The sequence below is a fragment of the Streptomyces crystallinus genome (assembly GCF_039521265.1).
GTDB lineage: Bacteria > Actinomycetota > Actinomycetes > Streptomycetales > Streptomycetaceae > Streptomyces > Streptomyces crystallinus.
The window spans coordinates 116,625-135,862 of sequence record NZ_BAAACA010000001.1 but is presented as its reverse complement, the minus strand read 5'-3'; the positions used below and the strand labels follow the sequence as shown (position 1 = coordinate 135,862).

The window sequence follows — 19,238 nt, the reverse complement described above, 5'->3', positions numbered from 1 at the left end:
CTTGGCTGCGGGGACTGGATGGAAGGGCCGACGGCGGAGCGGGGGGGCGGCGCGGCGGTCAGCCCTTGAGGCCGCCCGCGGTCAGACCGCTCATGATGTTGCGCTGGAAGATCAGGAAGATGGCGAGCGTCGGCAGCGAGGCCATGGCGAGTGCGGCCGTCAGCCAGTTCTCCGGGACACCCTGGGCGAGCGAGTAGATGCCCACGTTGAGGGTCTGCCTGGACGGGTCGGGGAGAGTGAGCATCGGCCAGAGGAAGTCCTTCCAGACGCCGACCACCGCGAAGATGGAGACGACGCCGAGGATCGGCCGGGAGATCGGCAGCACCACGGACCGCAGGGTCCGCAGCGGCGAGGCCCCGTCGATGGCGGCCGCGTCCAGGAGCTCGCGCGGGATCGAGTCGAAGAACCGCTTCAGCAGGAAGATGTTGAAGGCGTTGGTGACCGAGGGCAGCCAGATCGCCCAGGGCGTGTTGAGCAGGTTGCGCCGGAAGACCGGCACGTCCAGGACGGTCAGATACTGCGGTACGACGAGCACGGCGGCCGGGATCATCAGCGTGGCCAGCATCATCCCCAGGATGACCTTGCCGAACAGCGGGCGCAGCCGGGACAGCGAGTAGGCGGCGGCCACGTCCAGGACCAGCTGGAAGGCGAGTGCGCCGAACGCGTACCAGAGTGTGTTCCGCAGCAGCCGCGCCAGGTCCATCACCTTCCAGGCGTGGCGGTAGTTGTCGGTGTGCGCTCCGTGCGGGACCAGGGTGGGCGGGATCCGGGTGAACTCCTCCGTGGATTTCAGCCCGTTGACGGCCATCCAGTAGAGCGGCCCGACGAAGACGAGCGTGAAGACGACCGTCACCAGGGCGAACACTCCCCAGTAGACGACCTTGCCCCGGGTCCGGCCGAGGGCGGCCGGTGAGATGAGGGTACGTGTCGACATGGGTGTCCCACCGTCCGTCCTAGTCCACGGCCGTGCGGCTCAGCCGTACGTACAGCGCCGAGAACCCCGCCAGGAGAACCAGCAGGCACAGGCCCAGCGCGGCGGCGCCGCCGTAGTTGTTGAAGTTGAAGGCGTACTGGTAGATCAGATAGACCACGGTCGTGGTGGAGCCCTCCGGGCCGGCGCCGTTGGTCAGCAGGAACGGTTCGGTGAACACCTGCATCGTCGCGATGATCTGCATCAGGAACATCAGCGAGAGGATCAGCCGGGTCTGCGGGATGGTGACGTGCCAGATCTTGCGCAGCAGCCCGGCCCCGTCCAGCTCCGCCGCCTCGTACAGCTCGCCCGGGATGCCCTGGAGCGCCGCCAGGTAGATCAGGGTGGCGCCGCCCATGTTCATCCAGGTCGCGGCGATGACCACCGAGATCATCGCGGTGTCGGTGGACTGGAGCCACTGCTGCGCGGGCAGGTGCGCCAGCTCCAGGACCCGGTTGAAGAGGCCGTATCCCGGGTCGTAGAAGTACTTGAACAGCAGCACCGAGGCGACCGGCGGCAGCATCACCGGCAGATAGACCAGCAGCCGCAGATACCCCTGTCCGTGCCGGAACTCGTTGAGCAGCACGGCGACCAGGAACGGGACGGCGAAGCCGAGCACCAGCGCGAGTCCGGTGAACAGCAGCGTGTTGCGCCACGCCTGCCAGAACGCCGGGTCGTGGAAGACATAGGAGAGGTTGGACCAGCCCGCCCAGCCGGTGTGGCCGTTCTCGGTCCTCTGGAAGGCCAGCACGAACTCCCGGGCCATCGGGTACCAGGAGAAGAACGCGAAGCAGAGCACGGCGCCGATCAGGAAGCCGTGCGCGGTCAGTTGGCGCCTGAGCGCCCCGGTCACCGGCCCTGCCCCCTTCGTCATCGGTTCGCCAGGACCTGGTCGACCTGGGAGGCGGCGGTGGACAGGAGCTTGTCGACGTCCGCGTCCTTGTTGGTGAGGACCCCGGACATCACGTTGTCGAGGACCTTGTAGATCTCCTGCGCCTTGGGCGGCTCGGCCTTCCCGGGGACCGGGTTGTCCATGTACGCCTTGAAGTTGGCGACCGGCATGGTGGCGTGGGCTGCGCGTGCCGCGTCGTCGGCCGTCTTGGTGGCGCCGAGGAAGAAGTTCGGCTGCGGCACACCGACCGGCAGCCCGTCCGCCTTGCTGCGGGACCAGTCGAACTGGCCCTTGCCCGGGGAGAGGGTCTTGAGGTTGAGCCAGGCGACGGCCGCCTTGATCTTGTCGGGCGAGCTGCCCTTCTTGATCATGTAGCCGTTGCCGCCGCCGAGGGTGGCTCTGCCGCCGGGGATCGGCCCCATGCCGAAGTTCTCGTACTCGGCTCCCAGCTGCTGGACCATGTACGCGATGTCGTCGGGCGCGGCGAGGAACATCCCCAGCTTGTCGGCGGTGATCTGCTTTTGGAGGTCGCCCCACTTGAGCAGCTGCGTCTTGCTCATGCTGGCGTCCGTCCAGCGCATCTCGTGCAGGTTGCGGGCGACCTGGCGGCCGAGGTCGGAGTCGAACGCGGCCTTGGTCCCGTCGGCGGAGACCACGTCGCCGCCGAGGCCGTAGAGCGCCGCGGTGAAGTGCCAGCCGCCGGTGTTCTCGGCGCTGTAGTCGCCGTAGCCGTAGACGCCGTTGCCCAGCCCGGCGATGGCCTTGGCGTCGGCGCGGACCTCGGCCCAGGTGGTGGGCGGCTTGTCGGGGTCGAGCCCGGCGCGCCGGAAGAGCTTGCGGTTGATCAGCAGGCCCATCCGGTAGTTGCTGGTCGGGACGCCGTAGAGCTTGCCGTCCTTCTTCAGTACGCCGAGGACGCCGGGGTCGATGTCGGCGAGCGCGGGGACCGACTTCTGGTTGACGTACGCGGAGATGTCGGCGGCGCCGTCGTTGTCGAGGACCTGCTGAAGGTCGGTGAAGTACGTGTAGAACACATCGGGCTGGGACTTGGCCTTGAGCATCGCGGTGAACCGGGCCGGCTCCTCGCACTGGCCGGGAGTCGACCGCCCGACGATCCTCACGTTCGGATACGCCTTGTTGAAGGTGGCGACGTCCTCGTTCCACTCCTTCAGCTCGGCGGCCTTGGCGGCGGGCGGCATGCAGTCGATGGTCAGCGTGACCTTGGCTCGGGGGTCGAGCGGGGCCGCCGGGTCGGACGAGCCGCTGCCGCCCGAGCCGTCGGCGTCGCCGCCGCTGCCGCTGCTGCTGGTGCCGCAGGCGGCGAGGGCGGTGAGGGCGACCACGCAGAGGAGGGCGGCGGCCGGGGTGCGACGGTGGGGGCGGGCGGGGTCGAGCCAGGTGCGTCTCATCGATGGTCCCCTTCGGGCTCAGCGTGGGAGGGCCCCCGACCGACGGCCCCGGGGCGCGGCACACTCAACCACCGACACCAGAGGGACGCAATATCTCACGCAGAATTCGCAAATGATTGACAGCTCTGCGACGACCTCCGGCACACAAGAAACGCGCCGGGCGAAGTCGCCCGGCGCGCAGGGGTGTTGGGCAGCGCGCGTCAGCGCGGCACCTGTGCCGTGGAGCCCCGCACCACCAGCTCCGGTTCGAAGAGCAGCTCGCCGGGCGGCACCACACCGCCCCCGATCTGCGCGGACAGCAGCTCCACGGCGGCCCGGCCCATCGCCTCGATGGGCTGGCGCACGGTGGTCAGCGGAGGCTCGGTGCAGTTCATGAAGGCGGAGTCGTCGTACCCCACCACCGAGATGTCGCGCGGCACGTCCAGACCGCGGCGGCGGGCCGCCCGGACGGCGCCGAGGGCGAGCGGGTCGCTGGCGCAGATGATGCCGGTGACCCCGCGCTCCAACAGCCGTGACGTTGCCGCCTGACCGCCCTCCAGGGAGAACATCGCCCGCTCCACGCACTCCTCGGGCAGCGCCCCGCCGGCCGCCTCGGCCAGCGCGCGGGCGGCGGCGAGCTTGCGCCGGGAGGGCACATGGTCGGGCGGGCCGAGGACCAGGCCGACGCGCCGGTGGCCGAGCGAGGCGAGATGGCGCCAAGCCTGCTCCACCGCGACCGCGTCGTCGCAGGCCACACAGGGGAAGTCGAGGTGCTCGATGGAGGCGTTGATCAGCACCACCGGCACCTTGCGGTCGGCGAGCTGCTGGTAGTGCCCGTGCGGCGCGTCCATCTGCGCGAAGAGTCCGCCGGCGAACACCACGCCGGAGACCTGCTGCTGGAGCAGCAGGTCCACATAGTCGGCCTCGGAGACACCGCCCTTCGTCTGGGTACAGAGCACCGGGGTGAGCCCCTGCTGGGCCAGCGCACCCCCGATGACCTCGGCGAACGCCGGGAAGATCGGGTTCTGGAGCTCCGGCAGGACCAGTCCGACCAGCCGGGCGCGCTCGCCGCGCAGCTGGGTGGGGCGCTCGTAGCCGAGGACGTCGAGGGCGGTGAGCACGGCCTGCCGGGTGGACTCGGAGACCCCTGGCTTGCCGTTGAGCACCCGGCTGACCGTGGCCTCGCTGACCCCGACCTTCTTGGCCACCTGAGCAAGTCGTCGCGTCATGCGCGCAAGACTAGCGCAAGCTCTGCAAGTGGCTTGCGTGAATGTGTCCTCCGCGGAAACATGGCTGCGGATGCCGCCCGGGGGGAGCCCGGGCGGCATCCGCCGACCACGACACGGCCGCCGCCACGGATCGCGGCTGCCCTGCGGATGGCCGTTGTCCTACGGGTTACCGCCGTCCTACGGGTTGATGTTGATCTTGAAGGTGGAGGTCGTGTTCCTGACGTCCTGCGCGTTGTCGGCGAACCTCAGACCGTTGAACGTGACCTCGCCGACCGCCGGCCCCTGGCCCGCCTCCGGCATCTCGTTCGCCCAGAGGCCGAAGCCGGACTTGGCGTCGTAGACGTCACCGCTGCGGTGCGCCCCGGAGACACTGATGTTGCTCAGGACCGTGTCCTTGATCGGGAACTGTGGCTGCCCTCCTACGTAGTTGGTCTGGAACATCACCCCGCTGTACGTCGGGGAGATGATGTCGACGTTGTTGATCCGGATCCCCTGGAACACCTTCGAGGCCGAGAAGAGCCAGATCCCGGGGAACGTCTGCGCTCCCCAGAAGTGGCCCCCCGAGCGCTCGATGGTGACCCCGTCGAACGTCGTCGGGCCGGTCCCGAAGCCGTTCATCGGATAGCCGAAGTCCAGCGAGCTGACGGTGATCCCGGCGTAGACGAGCGTGTCCGCGATCCTGATGTTGCGGAAGGTGTTGTCGTATCCGCCGTACACGGCGATTCCCGCGGCCCGCCAGGTCAGCAGCGAGGTCAGGTTCTCGTAGACGTTGTTCTTCTCGTCCGCGCCGCCCGCGTCGATCGCCGAGAACAGCGCGAAGCTGTCGTCGCCGGTGGCCCGGGACTCGTTGTTGACCACATGGTTGTCCGTGGACCCGTTGGTCATGTTGACGCCGTCCGCGAAGGTGTCGCGGATCCGGGTGTTCCTGATGGTGACGCGGTCGGTGTTGGCCCCCCAGTACAGACACACCTGGTGCTCGGCCCAGATGTCGTCGATGGTCATGTCCGCGACGTTGGAGAAGTCGAAGACCTTCCCCGGTCCGTCGATGCGCGAGGTGTAGTTGCCGAAGTAGGCGAAGCCGGTGAACACCGACCCGTTCGCGGTGTTCTCGGCGCGGAAGCCGATGTCGGTGTTCTCCTGGCCCGTCGGAGCGTGGAACCGGGTGAACCAGGGCCCGGCCCCGACCACCTTCACCGGCTTCCCGTACACCTGGAACTTGCTCGACGTCTGGTAGTCACCCGGTGGCAGATAGACGCCGACCAGCTTGCCGGTGGTGTCCATCCGCACCTTGTCCAGCGCGTTCTGCACGTCCTGGTGGGCGAACCCGGCGGGCACGGTGTACGCGGCCGGATCCGGGTCGGGCACCACGGACGCCTGCTCCAGGCTGATGAAGTCGACCGTGTACGAGGAGGTGTTCGCGGCGTCCTTCTGCAGCCGGATCGTGCTGCCCTTGGGGACGGTGTCGCCGAGGAGCACGTTCGCCTCGTCGTAGACATGACGGGGCGCGCCCGAGCCCGGGGAGTTGCCGGGTCCGGCCTCGGCGCCGTACAGCCAGGCGTACTTGGACGTCAGCGGGACGGATTTGCGGAAGGCTCCGTTCACATAGACGTCCAGTGTGGAGTCGATGCCCCCGCCGCCCGCCGCGTCCGGGATCGAGAACCGGGTGACCAGGGTGTTGGTGGGTGCCCTGGTCGTGAACTCCACATAGCTGCCCGTGCTGTCGAGCGTGACGGCCTTGCGGCCGGACGCCTCGCCCGCGAGGTCGCCGACGGTCCGGTTGGGGCCGATGACCTTGGCCCCGCCGCCCGTGACCCCGTCCTCCGCCTCATAGGTGTCGTACGGCATGTTGGCGCCGCGTCCCACGAAGAACGGCCGCGTGCTGGTGTTGTTGCCGCGCTTCACCGGCAGTTCGTTGCTGTCGTCCGCGATCACCACCTTCACCGTGTATGTGCCGTTGGCCGCCGTCCAGTCGCCGAGGTTCACGGCCGGGGCGCTCGCACCCGCCGCGATCACCCCGCTGTAGGCACCGGTGAGGGTCTTCACCGGCGCGCCCGACGCGTCCAGGAGCGTGAGCGTCACGGCGTGGGAGCCGCCACCGGACGCCACCGTGCCCTGGTTCTTCACCGTCACCGAGAAGGACACCGACTGGCCTGCCGAGGGGGCGCTCGGGGACCAGCCCACACCCGAGGCGACCAGGTCGGAGGAGTCGACCGGCTTGATCACCAGCGGTGTGCCCGTGATGCTGTTGTCGGAGTCGTTCTGCTCGATGACGCTGTTGTCCGGATCAACGACCGCGCCCAGCGCATAAGTTCCCGCGCTGTGCGATCCGATGTTCGCCGTCACCGTCGCCGAGGCTCCGGCAGCCAGCGCGCCGACGTTCGCGGTGCCCGCCTCGGCTCCGCCGAGCTGGAAGGCCACGGTGGTGGCGGGCGAGGCGGAGGTCCCCTTGTTGTGCACGGTCGCCGAGAGCGTGACGGCGTCCGACTCCACGGGCGCCGCCGGGACGGCGCTCAGCGCGGTGATCTCCAGGTCCGGGTTGGGCGCGGGCACCCCGATGACCTGGAACTCCGCGAGCTGTCCGGCCGTGGCACCGGAGTTGGCGCTGAACTTCAGCTGCACGTCAGCGATCCGGGCGGCGAGGGGGATCGTCACCGTGTTCCCGCTCGACGGGCTGAAGGTGTAGTCCTTCGCGTCGACCAGAGAGGTGTATCCGCTCGCGCTCTGCTCGCGGCCGAGGACCTGGATGCGCTGGGTCCGGGTGCCCCAGCCGCTGTCGGGGTTGAGCTTGAGCACCACCGATCCGGTGTCGGCGTTGGCGCCGAGCTTCACGGTGAGCGTGTTCGGATAGCTGTTGGCGGCGCCCTCCCAGTACGTGGTCAGGCTGTTGTCGACGGCGTTCTCCGCGACGAAGTTCTGGATCACGGAGGAGGCGGTGACCGGCTTGCCCACCGCGAGGTTGGAGCCGGGTCCTGAACTCCCGTTGCGGGTGACGGTGTTGCTGTCGCCCGACTGGTTCCCGGCCGCGTCCTTGGCCCGTACGAAGTACGAGACGGTCAGGCTCGCGGGCTGGGTGTCGGTATACGTGGTGAGGTTCCCGGCCACGCTCTTGATCAGGGTCTGGTTGGCGTAGATGTCGTACGCCGTGACGCCCACATTGTCGGTCGAGGCCTGCCAGGTCAGCTTGATCCGGCCGCTCGAAGGCTCGGTGAAGGCGAGCCCGGCCGGCGCCGTGGGGGCCTGGGTGTCCCCGGTGTCGCCTTTGCGTGTGACCGTGTCGCTGTTGCCCGACTGGTTCCCGGCGGCGTCCTTCGCCCGTACGTTGTACGAGACGGTCGCGCCGGTGGGCTGGGTGTCGGTGTACGTGGTGACGTTCCCGGCCACGCTGGTGCGCAGCTCCCCGTTGGCGTACACGTCGTACCCGGTCACGCCCTCGTTGTCGGTGGCGGCGTCCCAGGTGAGGCGGATCTGTCCGGTGGCGGGCTCGGTGAAGGCGAGGTTGCGGGGAGCCGTGGGCGGCTCGGTGTCGCCGGTGGCGGGACCGTAGATCTCCAGCTCGGAGAGCTGACCGGCGGGCTGCCCGGTGTTGGCGGTGACCAGGACCCGTACGTAACGGGTGGTGGCCGCGTCGAAGGCGAGGGAGGCGGACTGGCCGGTGGCCGCGCTGAACTCGTACCCCTTGGCGGCGGTGAGATCGGTGAAGTCGGTGCCGTTGGCCGAGGCCTGGATCTTCAGGGTCTGGGTGCGCGGGCCCCAGCCGTCCGGCAGCCGCAGCACCACCCGGTCGATCCGCACGGAGGCGCCGAGGTCGGCCTGGATCCACTGCGGCAGGGCGCCGTTGGCGCTCTCCCAGTAGCTGCCCCGGTCGCCGTCGTTGGCGTTCCCCGGCACATAGGTCTGGGTGTGGCTGCCGGCGGTGAGGGTCTTGCCGAGGGCGAGGTTGCCGCTCCGGTCGCCCGCCGCGTGCACCTCGAGCTCCCCGAGCTGGGCGGCGGGCCAGCCGGTGTTGGCCCGGATGTCGATCCGTACGAACCGGGTCTGGGCGGCGGGGAAACCTATCTTCACGGTGTTGTCCGACGCCGGGCCGAAGCTGTACGCGGCCGCGCTCACCAGGGTGGTGAAGCCGGTCCCGTCCGCGCTGCCCTGGACCGCGAGGGTCTGCTGCCGGGCCTCCCATCCGGCGGGGAGCCGCAGGACGACCTCGTTCACGCGCGCGGAGGCGCCGAGGTCGGCCTGCACCCACTGGGGGAAGCCGCTGCCGGAGCTCTCCCAGTAGGTCGAGGCATCGCCGTCGGTGATGTTGGCGGCGGTGTAGGGGGCTTTGGCGCTGGAGGCCGCGGCCGGCCGGCCCGCCGCGAGGTCGGGGCCGCCGGCCGCCGACGCGGAGGGCGACGGCCATCCGAGCGTCATCAGAGCGGTGACGACCACGGCGGCGAGGAGCGCCCTCATCCGTGCGCGCCGTCTCCTGTGGGGGATTCTCATGGGTCCTCGATCCGTGCGGTTGGGGGTGACTGCACTGGGATTTCTGCACTGAAGAACCAAGGCTTTTGCGTCAAGCGGTCAGAGAGTTGCAGAGATATGCCGAGCCGTCCATGGCTCTCGCAGCGTGGACCGACCGCCTCCGCACCCGTCCCGCCCCACCGGAACGATCGCTTTCACCCGTATCACCGGCCGGTCCTGCGGCTTTTCGCCGCGCCGGACAGAGGGCCGTAAGTTCACCGCATACAATGCAAGCGACTTACGTAGCGCTTGCGGACGAGCCAGTGGCTCAGCGTGCGTCGGTAGCCACGGTGCGAACCGTTTTAGGAATGCGTCGGGCGGCCGTCTACCGTGCATAGGCATGAGTGCCGTCCCCAGCGCGCCCGCTCCCGGACGGCGGCGGTTCGGCTGGCCCCAGCGCGTCTTCTCCCAGGTGCTGCTGATGCAGCTGGCCATCGCCGCCGGTGTCACCGTGCTCGCGACCGGCCTGTTCCTCGCCCCGCTCAGCCATCAGCTCGACGACCAGGCGATGCGCCGGGCCCTCGCCATCGCCCAGTCCACGGCCGCGCAGCCGCAGCTCGCGGCGGACCTGGTCGCGTCCGGGCCCACCGTCGACGGCCCGGTGCAGCGCGAGGCCGAGCGGATCCGCCGGGCCACCGGCGCCGAGTACGTGGTGGTCATGGACCGGCACGGGGTGCGCTGGTCGCACCCGGACGGCGGACAGATCGGCAAGGTCGTCTCCACCGACCCCAGCGAGGCGCTGGCGGGCGAGGACGTCATGGAGATCGACAGCGGCACGCTGGGCCGCTCCGCGCGCGGCAAGGTGCCGCTGCGGGACTCCGGCGGCGCGATCGTCGGGGCGGTGTCGGTCGGGATCGAGTACGACAGTGTGCGCGCCCGGCTGCTCGCCGCCATCCCGGGGCTGCTCGCCTATGCGGGCGGGGCCCTCGCGGCCGGTGCGCTCGCCGCGTACCTGATCTCCCGGCGGATCCAGAAGCAGACCCGTGACCTGGCGTTCTCCGATATCTCGGCGCTGCTCGCGGAGCGCGAGGCGATGCTCCACTCGATTCGCGAGGGCGTGGTCGCACTCGACCGCGACGGCCGGATCCGGCTGCTCAACGACGAGGCGCAGCGGCTGCTCGGCGTGGGCCCCGAGGCCGCGGGCCGCCCGCTGGACGAGGTGCTCGGCGCCGGGCGGACGACCGATGTGCTCACGGGCCGCGTCTCGGGCACCGATCTTTTGACCGTACGCGGCCACCGCGTCCTGGTCGCCAACCGGATGCCGACCGACGACGGGGGCGCCGTCGCCACCCTGCGCGACCGCACCGAGCTGGAGCGCCTGGGCCGCGAGCTGGACTCCACCCACGGCCTCATCGACGCCCTGCGCGCCCAGGACCACGAGCACGCCAACCGGCTGCACACCCTGCTCGGCCTGCTGGAGCTGGAGATGTACGACGAGGCGGTCGAGTTCGTCACCGAGGTCGTCGGGGTCCACCGGACCACCGCCGAGCAGGTCACCGAGAAGGTCCGCGACCCGCTGCTCGCGGCGATGCTGGTCGGCAAGGCCACCGTGGCGGCCGAGCGCGCGGTCGCCCTGCGCATCACCGCGGACACCCTGCTCCCGGACCGGGTGGTCGACCCGCGCGGGCTCGTCACCGTCGTCGGGAACCTCGTGGACAACGCGCTGGACGCGGCCGCGGGCACCCCGGACGCCTGGGTCGGCGTCACCTTGCGCGCCGAGGGGCGTACGGCCGTCCTGCGGGTCGTCGACAGCGGTCCCGGTGTTCCCGACGAGCAGCGTGAGCTGATCTTCACCGAGGGCTGGTCCACCAAGGAGCCGCCCTCGCACGGCAAGCGGGGCCTCGGGCTCGCCCTGGTCCGGCGTTTCGCCGAGCGCCAGGGCGGGCACGCGCGCGTGGCGACGGCCGCGGACGGCGGGGCCGAGTTCACCGTCGTCCTGCCGGAGGCGCTGAGCGAGGCCCTGGACGGGAATCCGAGGGCGACCGGCCCCCAGGACCCGGCCGCACCGGGGAGCGGGACCGTACCGGGTGAGGATGCCGACGGGGCCGTACTGCGTCAGGAGGCACGGTGATCGACGTTCTCGTGGCGGACGACGACCGGCGGGTCGCCGACATCAATGCCGCGTACGCCGAGAAGGTTCCCGGTTTCCGGGTGGTCGCGAAGGCGCATTCGGCCGCGCAGGCGCTCGCGTTCATCGCCGAGCGCCCCGTCGACCTGATCCTGCTCGACCACTATCTGCCGGCCGAGAACGGCCTCGCCGTCGTACGCGAGCTGCGCCGGCTCGGCCATCACACCGACGTGATCATGGTGACGGCGGCCCGTGACGTGGCCACCGTCCAGGCCGCGATGCGCCAGGGGGCGCTCCAGTACCTGGTCAAGCCGTTCAGCTTCGCGGGACTGCGCACCAAGCTGGAGGCGTATGCCGCGCTGCGCCGCACCCTCGACGGCGGCGGCGAGGCCGAACAGACCCAGGTGGACCGGATCTTCGGCGCCCTCTCCGTCTCCGCCGAGCCCGATCTGCCCAAGGGCCACTCCCCCACCACCGCCGAGCTGCTGCGCCAGGTGCTGCTGGCGGCGGAGGGCCCTCTCTCGACCCAGGAGATCGCCGAGCGGGCGGGGGTGAGCCGGCAGACCGCCCAGCGCTACCTCAAGCTCCTGGAGCGGGCGGGCCGGGTGCGGCTCGGTCTGCGCTACGGCGAGACCGGCCGCCCCGAGCACCGCTACGAGTGGGCAGCCGGCCGCTGAGAGCCTGCCTCTTTTGCCCCCCGGCTGCGCGCCGACCGCCGCTGCGCGGGCGGGGGTTCGAAGGCCGGCACCCAGCCCTTGGGCACCTTGGCCACGAACTCGGTGGTGAACGTCTGGACACCGGTACGCGTGGGCGGTGTGAGGCGGGGCGACACAACACGGCGCCACACGGGCGGATCGATCCTGCGCACCTCTACACCGCCCCCGCCCCCGTCAGCGCCCGCACCTCCGTCTCCGCGTGCCGTGCCTCGTCCGGCGGCTCGGGCGAGGTGACCGTGCCCAGCCACCCGGACAGAAAGCCCAGCGGGATGGAGACCAGGCCCGGGTTCTCCAGCGGGAAGAACTGGAAGTCCACCCCCGGGAACAGCGCGTGCGGCCCGCCCGAGACCACCGGTGAGAGCACCACCAGGACCAGCGCCGGGACGAGCCCGCCGTAGACCGACCAGACCGCGCCCCGGGTGGTGAAGTTCCGCCAGAAGAGCGAATAGAGCAGCACCGGCAGATTGGCCGAGGCGGCCACCGCGAACGCGAGCCCGACCAGGAACGCCACGTTCAGATCGCGGGCCAGCAGCCCGAGACCGATCGCCACCGCCCCGATCCCGGCGGCCGCGACCCGGGCCACCGCCACCTCGCTGCGCTGCTTGGCATGGCGCCGCCGCAGCGAGGCGTACAGGTCATGGGCGACGGAGGCGGAGGAGGCGAGCGTGATCCCGGCGACCACGGCCAGGATGGTGGCGAAGGCGACCGCGGCCACGACCGCGAAGAGAACCGTTCCGCCTGTGGAGCTCGCGCCGCCGCCCAGATTGAGCGCCAGCAGCGGTACCGCCGTGTTGCCCGCCGCGTTGGCGGACCGCACCTCGGTGGAGCCGACCACGGCGGCCGCACCGAAGCCCAGCACGATGGTCATCAGATAGAAGCCGCCGATGAGCCCGATCGCCCAGACGACCGAGCGCCTCGCTGCCCGGGCGGTCGGGACCGTGTAGAAGCGGGAGAGGATGTGCGGCAGCCCCGCCGTACCGAGCACCAGGGCGAGGCCCAGGCTGATGAAGTCGAGCCGCGCGGTCCAGCCTCCGCCGTATCGGAGCCCCGGGGAGAGGAACTCCTTTCCGTGGCCGCTGCGCTCGGCCGCCGTGTTGAGCAGGAGATTGACGTCGCCGTGGAAGCGCATCAGCACCAGCACGGTGAGCGTGACCGCCCCGGCCATGAGGAGGACGGCCTTCACGATCTGGATCCAGGTCGTCGCCCGCATCCCGCCCAGCGACACATAGATCACCATCAGCGCGCCCACACCGATGACGGTCCACGAGCGGGCGGCGCCGCTGGAGCCGCCGAGCAGCAGCGCCACCAGACTGCCCGCGCCGACCATCTGCGCCACCAGATAGAGAACGGACACGGTGACCGAGGAAGTTCCCGCCGCGATCCGCACCGGGCGCTCGCTCATCCGGGCGACGATCACATCGGCGAGGGTGAACCGCCCGCAGTTGCGGACCAGTTCGGCCACCAGCAGCAGCACCACGAGCCACGCCACCAGGAACCCGACGGAGTACAGCATCCCGTCGTACCCGAAGAGCGCGATCAGCCCGGAGATGCCCAGGAACGAGGCGGCGGACATATAGTCGCCCGCGATGGCGAAACCGTTCTCCATGGGGGAGAACAGCCGCCCGCCCGCGTAGAACTCCTCCGCCGAGCCGTGCCGGTTGCGGCTCACCCATGTGGTGATCGCCAGCGTCGCCGCCACGAACGCGCTGAACAGCAGCAGCGCCAGCGCCTGATGATCCCTGCCGACACTCACCTGGCCATCCCCCGTGTCATCTCCTGGGTGTCCCAGCGCAGTTCGAGCGCGGCCCGGTCCCGGCGCAGCCGCGCATGACGGGCGTACGCCCAGGTCAGCAGGAAGGTGGAGAGGAACTGACCGAGCCCCGCGACCATCGCGACATTGACCGCCCCGGCCACCTGACGGGACATCAGCCCCGGCGCGGTGGTGGCCGCGACGACATACGCGAGGTACCAGCCGAGGAACCCCAGCGCCGCCGGCACCACGAACCGGCGGTAGCGGGCGCGCACCTCCTGGAAGGCGGCGCTGCGCTGCACCTCCAGATAGATCTCGGCCGCGGTGTGCTCCGGCACCGGCTCGGCCGCCCGCCGCTGAGGGGCGAACGCGGGCACCGTGCCGTCCAGCTCGCCCCAGCCGGAGGCGAGCGCGTCGTACCAGGGGTCGTCGATCCGCGCCGCCGCCGGTTCGTGCCGTTCTCGTTTCTCCACCGAACAACACTCCTTAGTCCACGGTCCTGTTCGGCCGCGTGCCCAAGGATGGGCAGAGGGGACGCCCGCGCACTCTTCAACGCCCCCTCTTCACCCCATTAGGTGATGGATGAACCCGGTGCACCCGGTGGCCGCGCGAGGTTGTGCTGGTAGGCGTACCGCACGGCCTGCGCCCGGTCCCTGGCTCCCGTCTTGGCGAAGATGTTGTTGATGTGCGTCTTCACCGTCGCCGTGGAGATGTGCAGCGCACGGGAGATCTCCGGGTTGGACAGGCCTTCCGCGACCAGGCCCAGCACCTCGCCCTCGCGGCCGGTGAGCCCGTCGGGCAGCACCGCGGGAGCCGCCGGGGGCGGGGGCGCCGTCACCCGTTCGAGCAGTCGCCGCTGCACCGAGGGCGCCAGCCCGGCCTGTCCGGCCAGCACGTCCTGTATCGCCCGGACGATCTCGTCGCCGCCCGCGTCCTTGGTCAGATACCCGCGCGCCCCGGCCCGCAGCGCCGGGAACAGCGAGTCGTCGTCCGCGTAGGTCGTCAGGATCACCACCTGCGTGCCCGGGTACGCGGCGCGGATACGGCGAGTGGCCTCGGCCCCGTCGCAGCGCGGCATCCGCAGGTCCATCAGCACGACGTCCGGCCCCACTTCGGCGACCAGCGCCACCGCCTCCTCGCCGTCCCTGGCCGCGCCCACCACCTCGACGCCGGGCAGCAGCCCGAGGAGCATCACGATGCCCTCGCGCACCACCGACTGGTCGTCCGCCACCACCACGCGGATCGCCCGGCCCGCACCCGCGGTCCCGTCCCCCGTCCCGGTACCCCCAACGGTCACACCGCCCCCTTCACCGCTCATGCCGGCACCCTCAGCCGCACCACGAAGCCCTCATTCTCCGGTCCCGCCTCCAGGGATCCGCCGAGCAGTTCGGCGCGCTCCCTCATCCCCAGCAGACCGTATCCGGAACCGCTCAGTCCCAAATCGTCGGCGACCCGGCCGCTGCCCGAATCCCTTACCTCCAGGGCCACTTCGTCCGGCAGATACTCCAACCGGACCGCCACGGCCGCCCCCGGCGCGTGCTTGCGCACATTCGTCAGGGCCTCCTGCGCCACCCGCCGCACCGCCTGGGACGCCTCGGCCGTCAACGGCCGCCGCTCCCCCGTCACTTCGACCCCCGCCGGGCCGCCCGGGCCGCCGCCGTCGACGAGCGTGTGCAGGAAGTCCTCCACCGGGGTGATCTCGCCGCGCAGCGCGGAGAGCGCCTGCCGAGTCTCGGCGAGGCCCTCCCGCGCCATCGAGCGGGCGGCCACCACCCGCTCCAGGATCCCGTCCCGGAACTCCCCGGCGGGCTCGCGCTCGATCATCAGCCGGGCCGCCTCCAGATGCACCAGCTGGGCCGAGAGGCTGTGCGCCAGCACATCGTGGATCTCGCGGGCGATCCTGGCCCGCTCGGCGAGCGCGGCCGACTCGGCCTCGGCGGCCCGGGCGGCGCGCTCCTGGGCGAGCAGCCGCTGGGCGGTGCCCCGCGCCTCCGCGTCCAGCCGCAGCACGTATCCGGCGAGGCCGAGGCCCGTGGTGGTCAGGGCGGTGGTCAGCAGGCCGTCCGTGTTCACCAGCGCATACGCCCCGAGGGCGACCAGGGTGGTGGGGACGGCCGCGCCCAGCGGGAGCCGTTCCAGGGCGGAGAGTGCGCAGCCGCACCAGGCGATGATCGCGAAGATGCGCCAGTCGGTCTGCTGCGCCGCCAGGGCCGTCGCCATGAGCAGCGCGAGCACCCCGAGCGAGGGCCACAGCCGGTGGGCGAGCGTCTGCCGCCAGAACGCCCGGGCCAGCACGACCATCACCAGCACCATGGAGACGCCCACCGTCCAGGACCAGCCGTGCGGGCCCTTCTCGCTGATCGCGGTCCACAGCATCCCGCCGAGCAGCAGCGCCCGCACGCCCCACATGATGGCGAGCCGTGCGCGGCTCAGCCCCTCGTGGGAGAGCGCCTCCCGCGAGGGCCAGATGAACCAGACGTCGGTGGTCACACGCGGTCCTTCCACAGCGGGCGGGCCGAGCCGTCGGCAGCACCGTACGACGCGGGCAGGGACTGGGCTCGCCACACCAGGATGCCGCTGCGGACCAGGAGCGAGGCCGCCAGGCCCAGCAGCAGCGCGCCCGTGCCCATTCGTATCCCGGCGAGCGCTCCGATGCCGGCGAGCGCCAGCCGCACCGCGATGCCCACGGCCCAGACGGCCGCCGTCGCCCTGGTGCCCTTGGTCCACACCGAGCCGTCCGGCTCGGTCCACACCTTGCTGGTCCAGCCCCAGGCGGCGCCCATGAGCAGCCCGGTCGCGACCTCCGTGCCGAGCAGCAGCACCGAGGCCACCTGGTGGTCGGGGTCGACCAGGCCCTGCCGTATCCCCAGGTACACCAGGACCGCCGGGACGATCCACCAGCGCTTGGCGTCGGCCAGCTGCTGGGGCCGCACCTGGCGCGAGACGATCAGCGCGACGACGGCCACCGCCAGCAGCACGTTCACGAGCGCGGACATCTGGGCCTCCGGAACTAGGACGGCAGGTTTTCCCTACGCCCTCGAAGTTACGGAGACGGCCTGGTCAGACGCATCGGAGCAGGGGTGGAACGTGGGTGGAGCTCTCAGCTCCACCCACGGGTGGACACACCGCCCCGGACCTGGGCATCACCGCCCGGGAGGCCACGGCCGGACGTCCCCGCCCCTGCCGTGCCCCCGCCGGGGGCCGCGCGGCTACGCGTCGATGCGCGAGCGGTCCAGCGTCGCCGCCGAGCTGGTGATGAACTCCTTGCGGGGCGCCACCTCGTTGCCCATCAGCAGGTCGAAGACCTGCTCGGAGGCCTCCAGGTCGCCGATGTTGATCCGGCGCAGGGTGCGGAACCGCGGGTCCATCGTGGTCTCCGCCAGCTGGTCGGCGTCCATCTCGCCGAGGCCCTTGTAGCGCTGGATGGAGTCCTTGTACCGGACGCCCTTGCGCTGGAACTCCAGCAGGGTCTGGCGCAGCTCGTTGTCCGAGTACGTGTACACGTACTTGTCCTGGCCCTTCTTGGGCTGGACCAGCTCGATCCGGTGCAGCGGCGGCACCGCGGCGAAGACCCGGCCCGCCTCGACCATCGGGCGCATATAGCGCTGGAAGAGGGTCAGCAGCAGGATGCGGATGTGGGCGCCGTCGACATCGGCGTCGACGAGCAGGACGATCTTGCCGTACCGCGCCGCGTCGATGTCGAAGGTGCGGCCCGAGCCCGCTCCTATGACCTGGATGATCGCGCCGCACTCGGCGTTCTTGAGCATGTCCGAGACGGACGCCTTCTGAACGTTGAGGATCTTGCCGCGGATCGGCAGCAGCGCCTGGAACTCCGAGTTCCGGGCGAGCTTGGCGGTGCCGAGCGCGGAGTCGCCCTCGACGATGAAGAGCTCGCTGCGCTCCACGTCGTCGCTGCGGCAGTCGGCGAGCTTGGCGGGCAGCGAGGAGGACTCCAGGGCGGTCTTGCGCCGCTGCGCCTCCTTGTGCTGACGGGCCGCGATCCGGGTCCGGGCCGCCGCCACGATCTTGTCGAGAACCGCCCGGGCCTGTGCCTTGGAGTCGCGCTTGGTGGAGGTCAGGAAGGCCTTCAGCTCCTTGGCGACCACGTTGGCGACGATCCGGTTCGCCGCCGAGGTGCCGAGCACCTCCTTGGTCTGGCCCTCGAACTGCGGCTCGGCGAGACGGACGGTGACCACCGCCGTCAGGCCTTCCATGGCGTCGTCCTTGACCACGTCGTCCTCGGCCACGCGCAGCAGCTTCGCGGAGCGCAGGACCTCGTTGACGGTCTTGGTCACCGAGCGCTCGAAGCCGGTGACATGGGTGCCGCCCTTGGGGGTGGCGATGATGTTCACGAACGACTTCAGATTGGTGTCGTACCCGGTGCCCCAGCGCAGCGCGATGTCCACGCCGAGCTCGCGGGTGACCTCGGTGGGGGTCATGTGGCCGCGCTCGTCCAGGACCGGGACGGTCTCCTTGAAGGTGCCCTGGCCGGTGAGCCGCAGCACGTCGCAGACGCCCTTGTCCTGGGCCAGGTACTCGCAGAACTCGCTGATCCCGCCGTCGAACCGGAACGTCTCTTCCGTCTTGCCCTCGCCGTCGATGCCGCGCTCGTCCCGGACGACGATGGTCAGGCCGGGGACGAGGAAGGCGGTCTGGCGGGCGCGCTGGTGGAGCGTCTCCAGGGAGAGCTTGGCGTCCTTGAGGAAGATCTGGCGGTCCGCCCAGTAGCGGATGCGGGTCCCGGTGCGGGTCTTGGGCACCCGCTTGCCCTTGAGCAGCCCGCTCGACGGGTCGAAGGGGGCGTCGGGGCCCTGCTCGGTGAACATGCCGGGGGTGCCGCGCCGGAAGCTGATCGAGTGGGTCGCGCTGTTGCGGTCGACCTCGACGTCGAGGCGGGCCGACAGCGCGTTCACCACGGACGCGCCCACGCCGTGCAGACCGCCGGAGGCGGCGTAGGAGCCGCCGCCGAACTTGCCGCCGGCGTGCAGCTTGGTCATGACGACCTCGACGCCCGACAGGCCGGTCTTGGGCTCGACGTCGACCGGGATGCCCCGGCCGTTGTCCCGCACCTCGACCGAGCCGTCGTCGTGCAGGATCACCTCGATGAAGTCGCAGTACCCGCCCAGGGCCTCGTCGACGGAGTTGTCGATGATCTCCCAGAGGCAGTGCATCAGGCCGCGGCTGTCGGTCGAGCCGATGTACATGCCGGGGCGCTTGCGGACCGCTTCGAGGCCTTCAAGGACGAGCAGGTGCCGCGCGGTGTAGTTGGAGCCGTCCCGGTCGGCGCCGGAGAGCAGCGCAGTGGACGGAACGGACGTCTCGGCGGTCACGCAGTTCGCTCCTCGCTGAATTTCAATTCGCCCCCGGTGGGTAGGGGGCCGGCGTCGGTCGCCGGTCAGAGGGTACCGAGGCCTGGTAGAGCCGTTGTCACGCCACCCTCGGCAATACTCATGCTAGTCCAGCGTCGTATGCATGTTCGATCCCTCGTTGGGGTGATGCGGATATCACGTTCCCATCCAGGCATGAACCATTTAGGCTCCGGGCACGTCCTCATGAACAACCGGCAACCCCGCCGGGAGGACCAAACGAGACAAGCAACGCGAAACCCGTAAAGCACAGCAATACGGCTCATTCGCCGCCAACCGGCAGCAGACAGCCACCTTGACCAAGAAGTTTCGAGGAAAAGGCACGAGCGGGAACGTTTTCGGCCTGGTTGGATGTTGACCCT

The 19,238-nt window shown here is 70.5% G+C and carries 13 protein-coding genes; 2 read left to right on the top strand and 11 right to left on the bottom strand.

Features of this window, described 5'->3' with window-relative positions; all coding sequences use genetic code 11:
- Positions 1 to 58: 58 nt before the first annotated feature.
- The 5 genes from ABD236_RS00560 to ABD236_RS00540 all read right to left on the bottom strand — a co-directional run bounded on the left by ABD236_RS00560 (position 59) and on the right by ABD236_RS00540 (position 8,925).
- Complete coding sequence (locus ABD236_RS00560) at positions 59 to 934, bottom strand: carbohydrate ABC transporter permease (RefSeq protein WP_344068321.1); 876 nt, start codon at positions 932 to 934, stop codon at positions 59 to 61.
- Between the two features lie 19 nt (positions 935 to 953).
- Positions 954 to 1,844, bottom strand: coding sequence for a carbohydrate ABC transporter permease (locus ABD236_RS00555; protein WP_344068318.1), 891 nt, complete (start codon positions 1,842 to 1,844; stop codon positions 954 to 956).
- Complete coding sequence (locus ABD236_RS00550; RefSeq protein ID WP_344068315.1) at positions 1,841 to 3,271, bottom strand: ABC transporter substrate-binding protein; 1,431 nt, start codon at positions 3,269 to 3,271, stop codon at positions 1,841 to 1,843. The genes ABD236_RS00555 and ABD236_RS00550 overlap by 4 nt, the downstream gene beginning before the upstream one ends.
- A gap of 200 nt (positions 3,272 to 3,471) precedes the next feature.
- A complete protein-coding gene (locus ABD236_RS00545; RefSeq protein WP_344068312.1) occupies positions 3,472 to 4,479 on the bottom strand; it encodes a LacI family DNA-binding transcriptional regulator in 1,008 nt (335 codons plus the stop codon).
- A gap of 177 nt (positions 4,480 to 4,656) precedes the next feature.
- Positions 4,657 to 8,925 (bottom strand): discoidin domain-containing protein, encoded by a 4,269-nt coding sequence (locus tag ABD236_RS00540; protein ID WP_425543793.1) that lies wholly within the window; start codon positions 8,923 to 8,925, stop codon positions 4,657 to 4,659.
- A 391-nt stretch (positions 8,926 to 9,316) separates the two neighbouring features.
- Between ABD236_RS00540 and ABD236_RS00535 the strand changes: the two genes are divergently transcribed.
- Complete coding sequence (locus ABD236_RS00535) at positions 9,317 to 11,047, top strand: sensor histidine kinase (protein ID WP_344068309.1); 1,731 nt, start codon at positions 9,317 to 9,319, stop codon at positions 11,045 to 11,047.
- Complete coding sequence (locus tag ABD236_RS00530) at positions 11,044 to 11,721, top strand: response regulator (RefSeq protein WP_344068306.1); 678 nt, start codon at positions 11,044 to 11,046, stop codon at positions 11,719 to 11,721. The genes ABD236_RS00535 and ABD236_RS00530 overlap by 4 nt, the downstream gene beginning before the upstream one ends.
- A gap of 193 nt (positions 11,722 to 11,914) precedes the next feature.
- On the opposite strand, the gene ABD236_RS00525 is transcribed toward ABD236_RS00530, so the two are convergent.
- The 6 genes from ABD236_RS00525 to ABD236_RS00500 form a co-directional block, all read right to left on the bottom strand.
- Positions 11,915 to 13,513, bottom strand: a complete 1,599-nt coding sequence (locus ABD236_RS00525) for a solute symporter family protein (protein WP_344068303.1) — start codon at positions 13,511 to 13,513, stop codon at positions 11,915 to 11,917.
- A complete protein-coding gene (locus tag ABD236_RS00520) occupies positions 13,510 to 13,983 on the bottom strand; it encodes a DUF485 domain-containing protein (RefSeq protein WP_344068300.1) in 474 nt (157 codons plus the stop codon). Before ABD236_RS00520 ends, ABD236_RS00525 begins: the two co-directional genes overlap by 4 nt.
- Positions 13,984 to 14,081: 98 nt before the next feature.
- Positions 14,082 to 14,702 (bottom strand): response regulator, encoded by a 621-nt coding sequence (locus tag ABD236_RS00515; protein ID WP_344068741.1) that lies wholly within the window; start codon positions 14,700 to 14,702, stop codon positions 14,082 to 14,084.
- Between the two features lie 122 nt (positions 14,703 to 14,824).
- On the bottom strand, positions 14,825 to 16,000 hold the full coding sequence (locus ABD236_RS00510) for a sensor histidine kinase (protein ID WP_344068298.1): 1,176 nt from the start codon (positions 15,998 to 16,000) through the stop codon (positions 14,825 to 14,827).
- On the bottom strand, positions 15,997 to 16,506 hold the full coding sequence (locus ABD236_RS00505) for a DUF1453 domain-containing protein (RefSeq protein WP_344068295.1): 510 nt from the start codon (positions 16,504 to 16,506) through the stop codon (positions 15,997 to 15,999). Before ABD236_RS00505 ends, ABD236_RS00510 begins: the two co-directional genes overlap by 4 nt.
- 213 nt (positions 16,507 to 16,719) lie before the next feature.
- Entirely contained in the window at positions 16,720 to 18,840 is a 2,121-nt protein-coding gene (locus ABD236_RS00500) for a DNA gyrase/topoisomerase IV subunit B (protein WP_344068292.1), read from the bottom strand.
- Between the last annotated feature and the right edge of the window lie 398 nt (positions 18,841 to 19,238).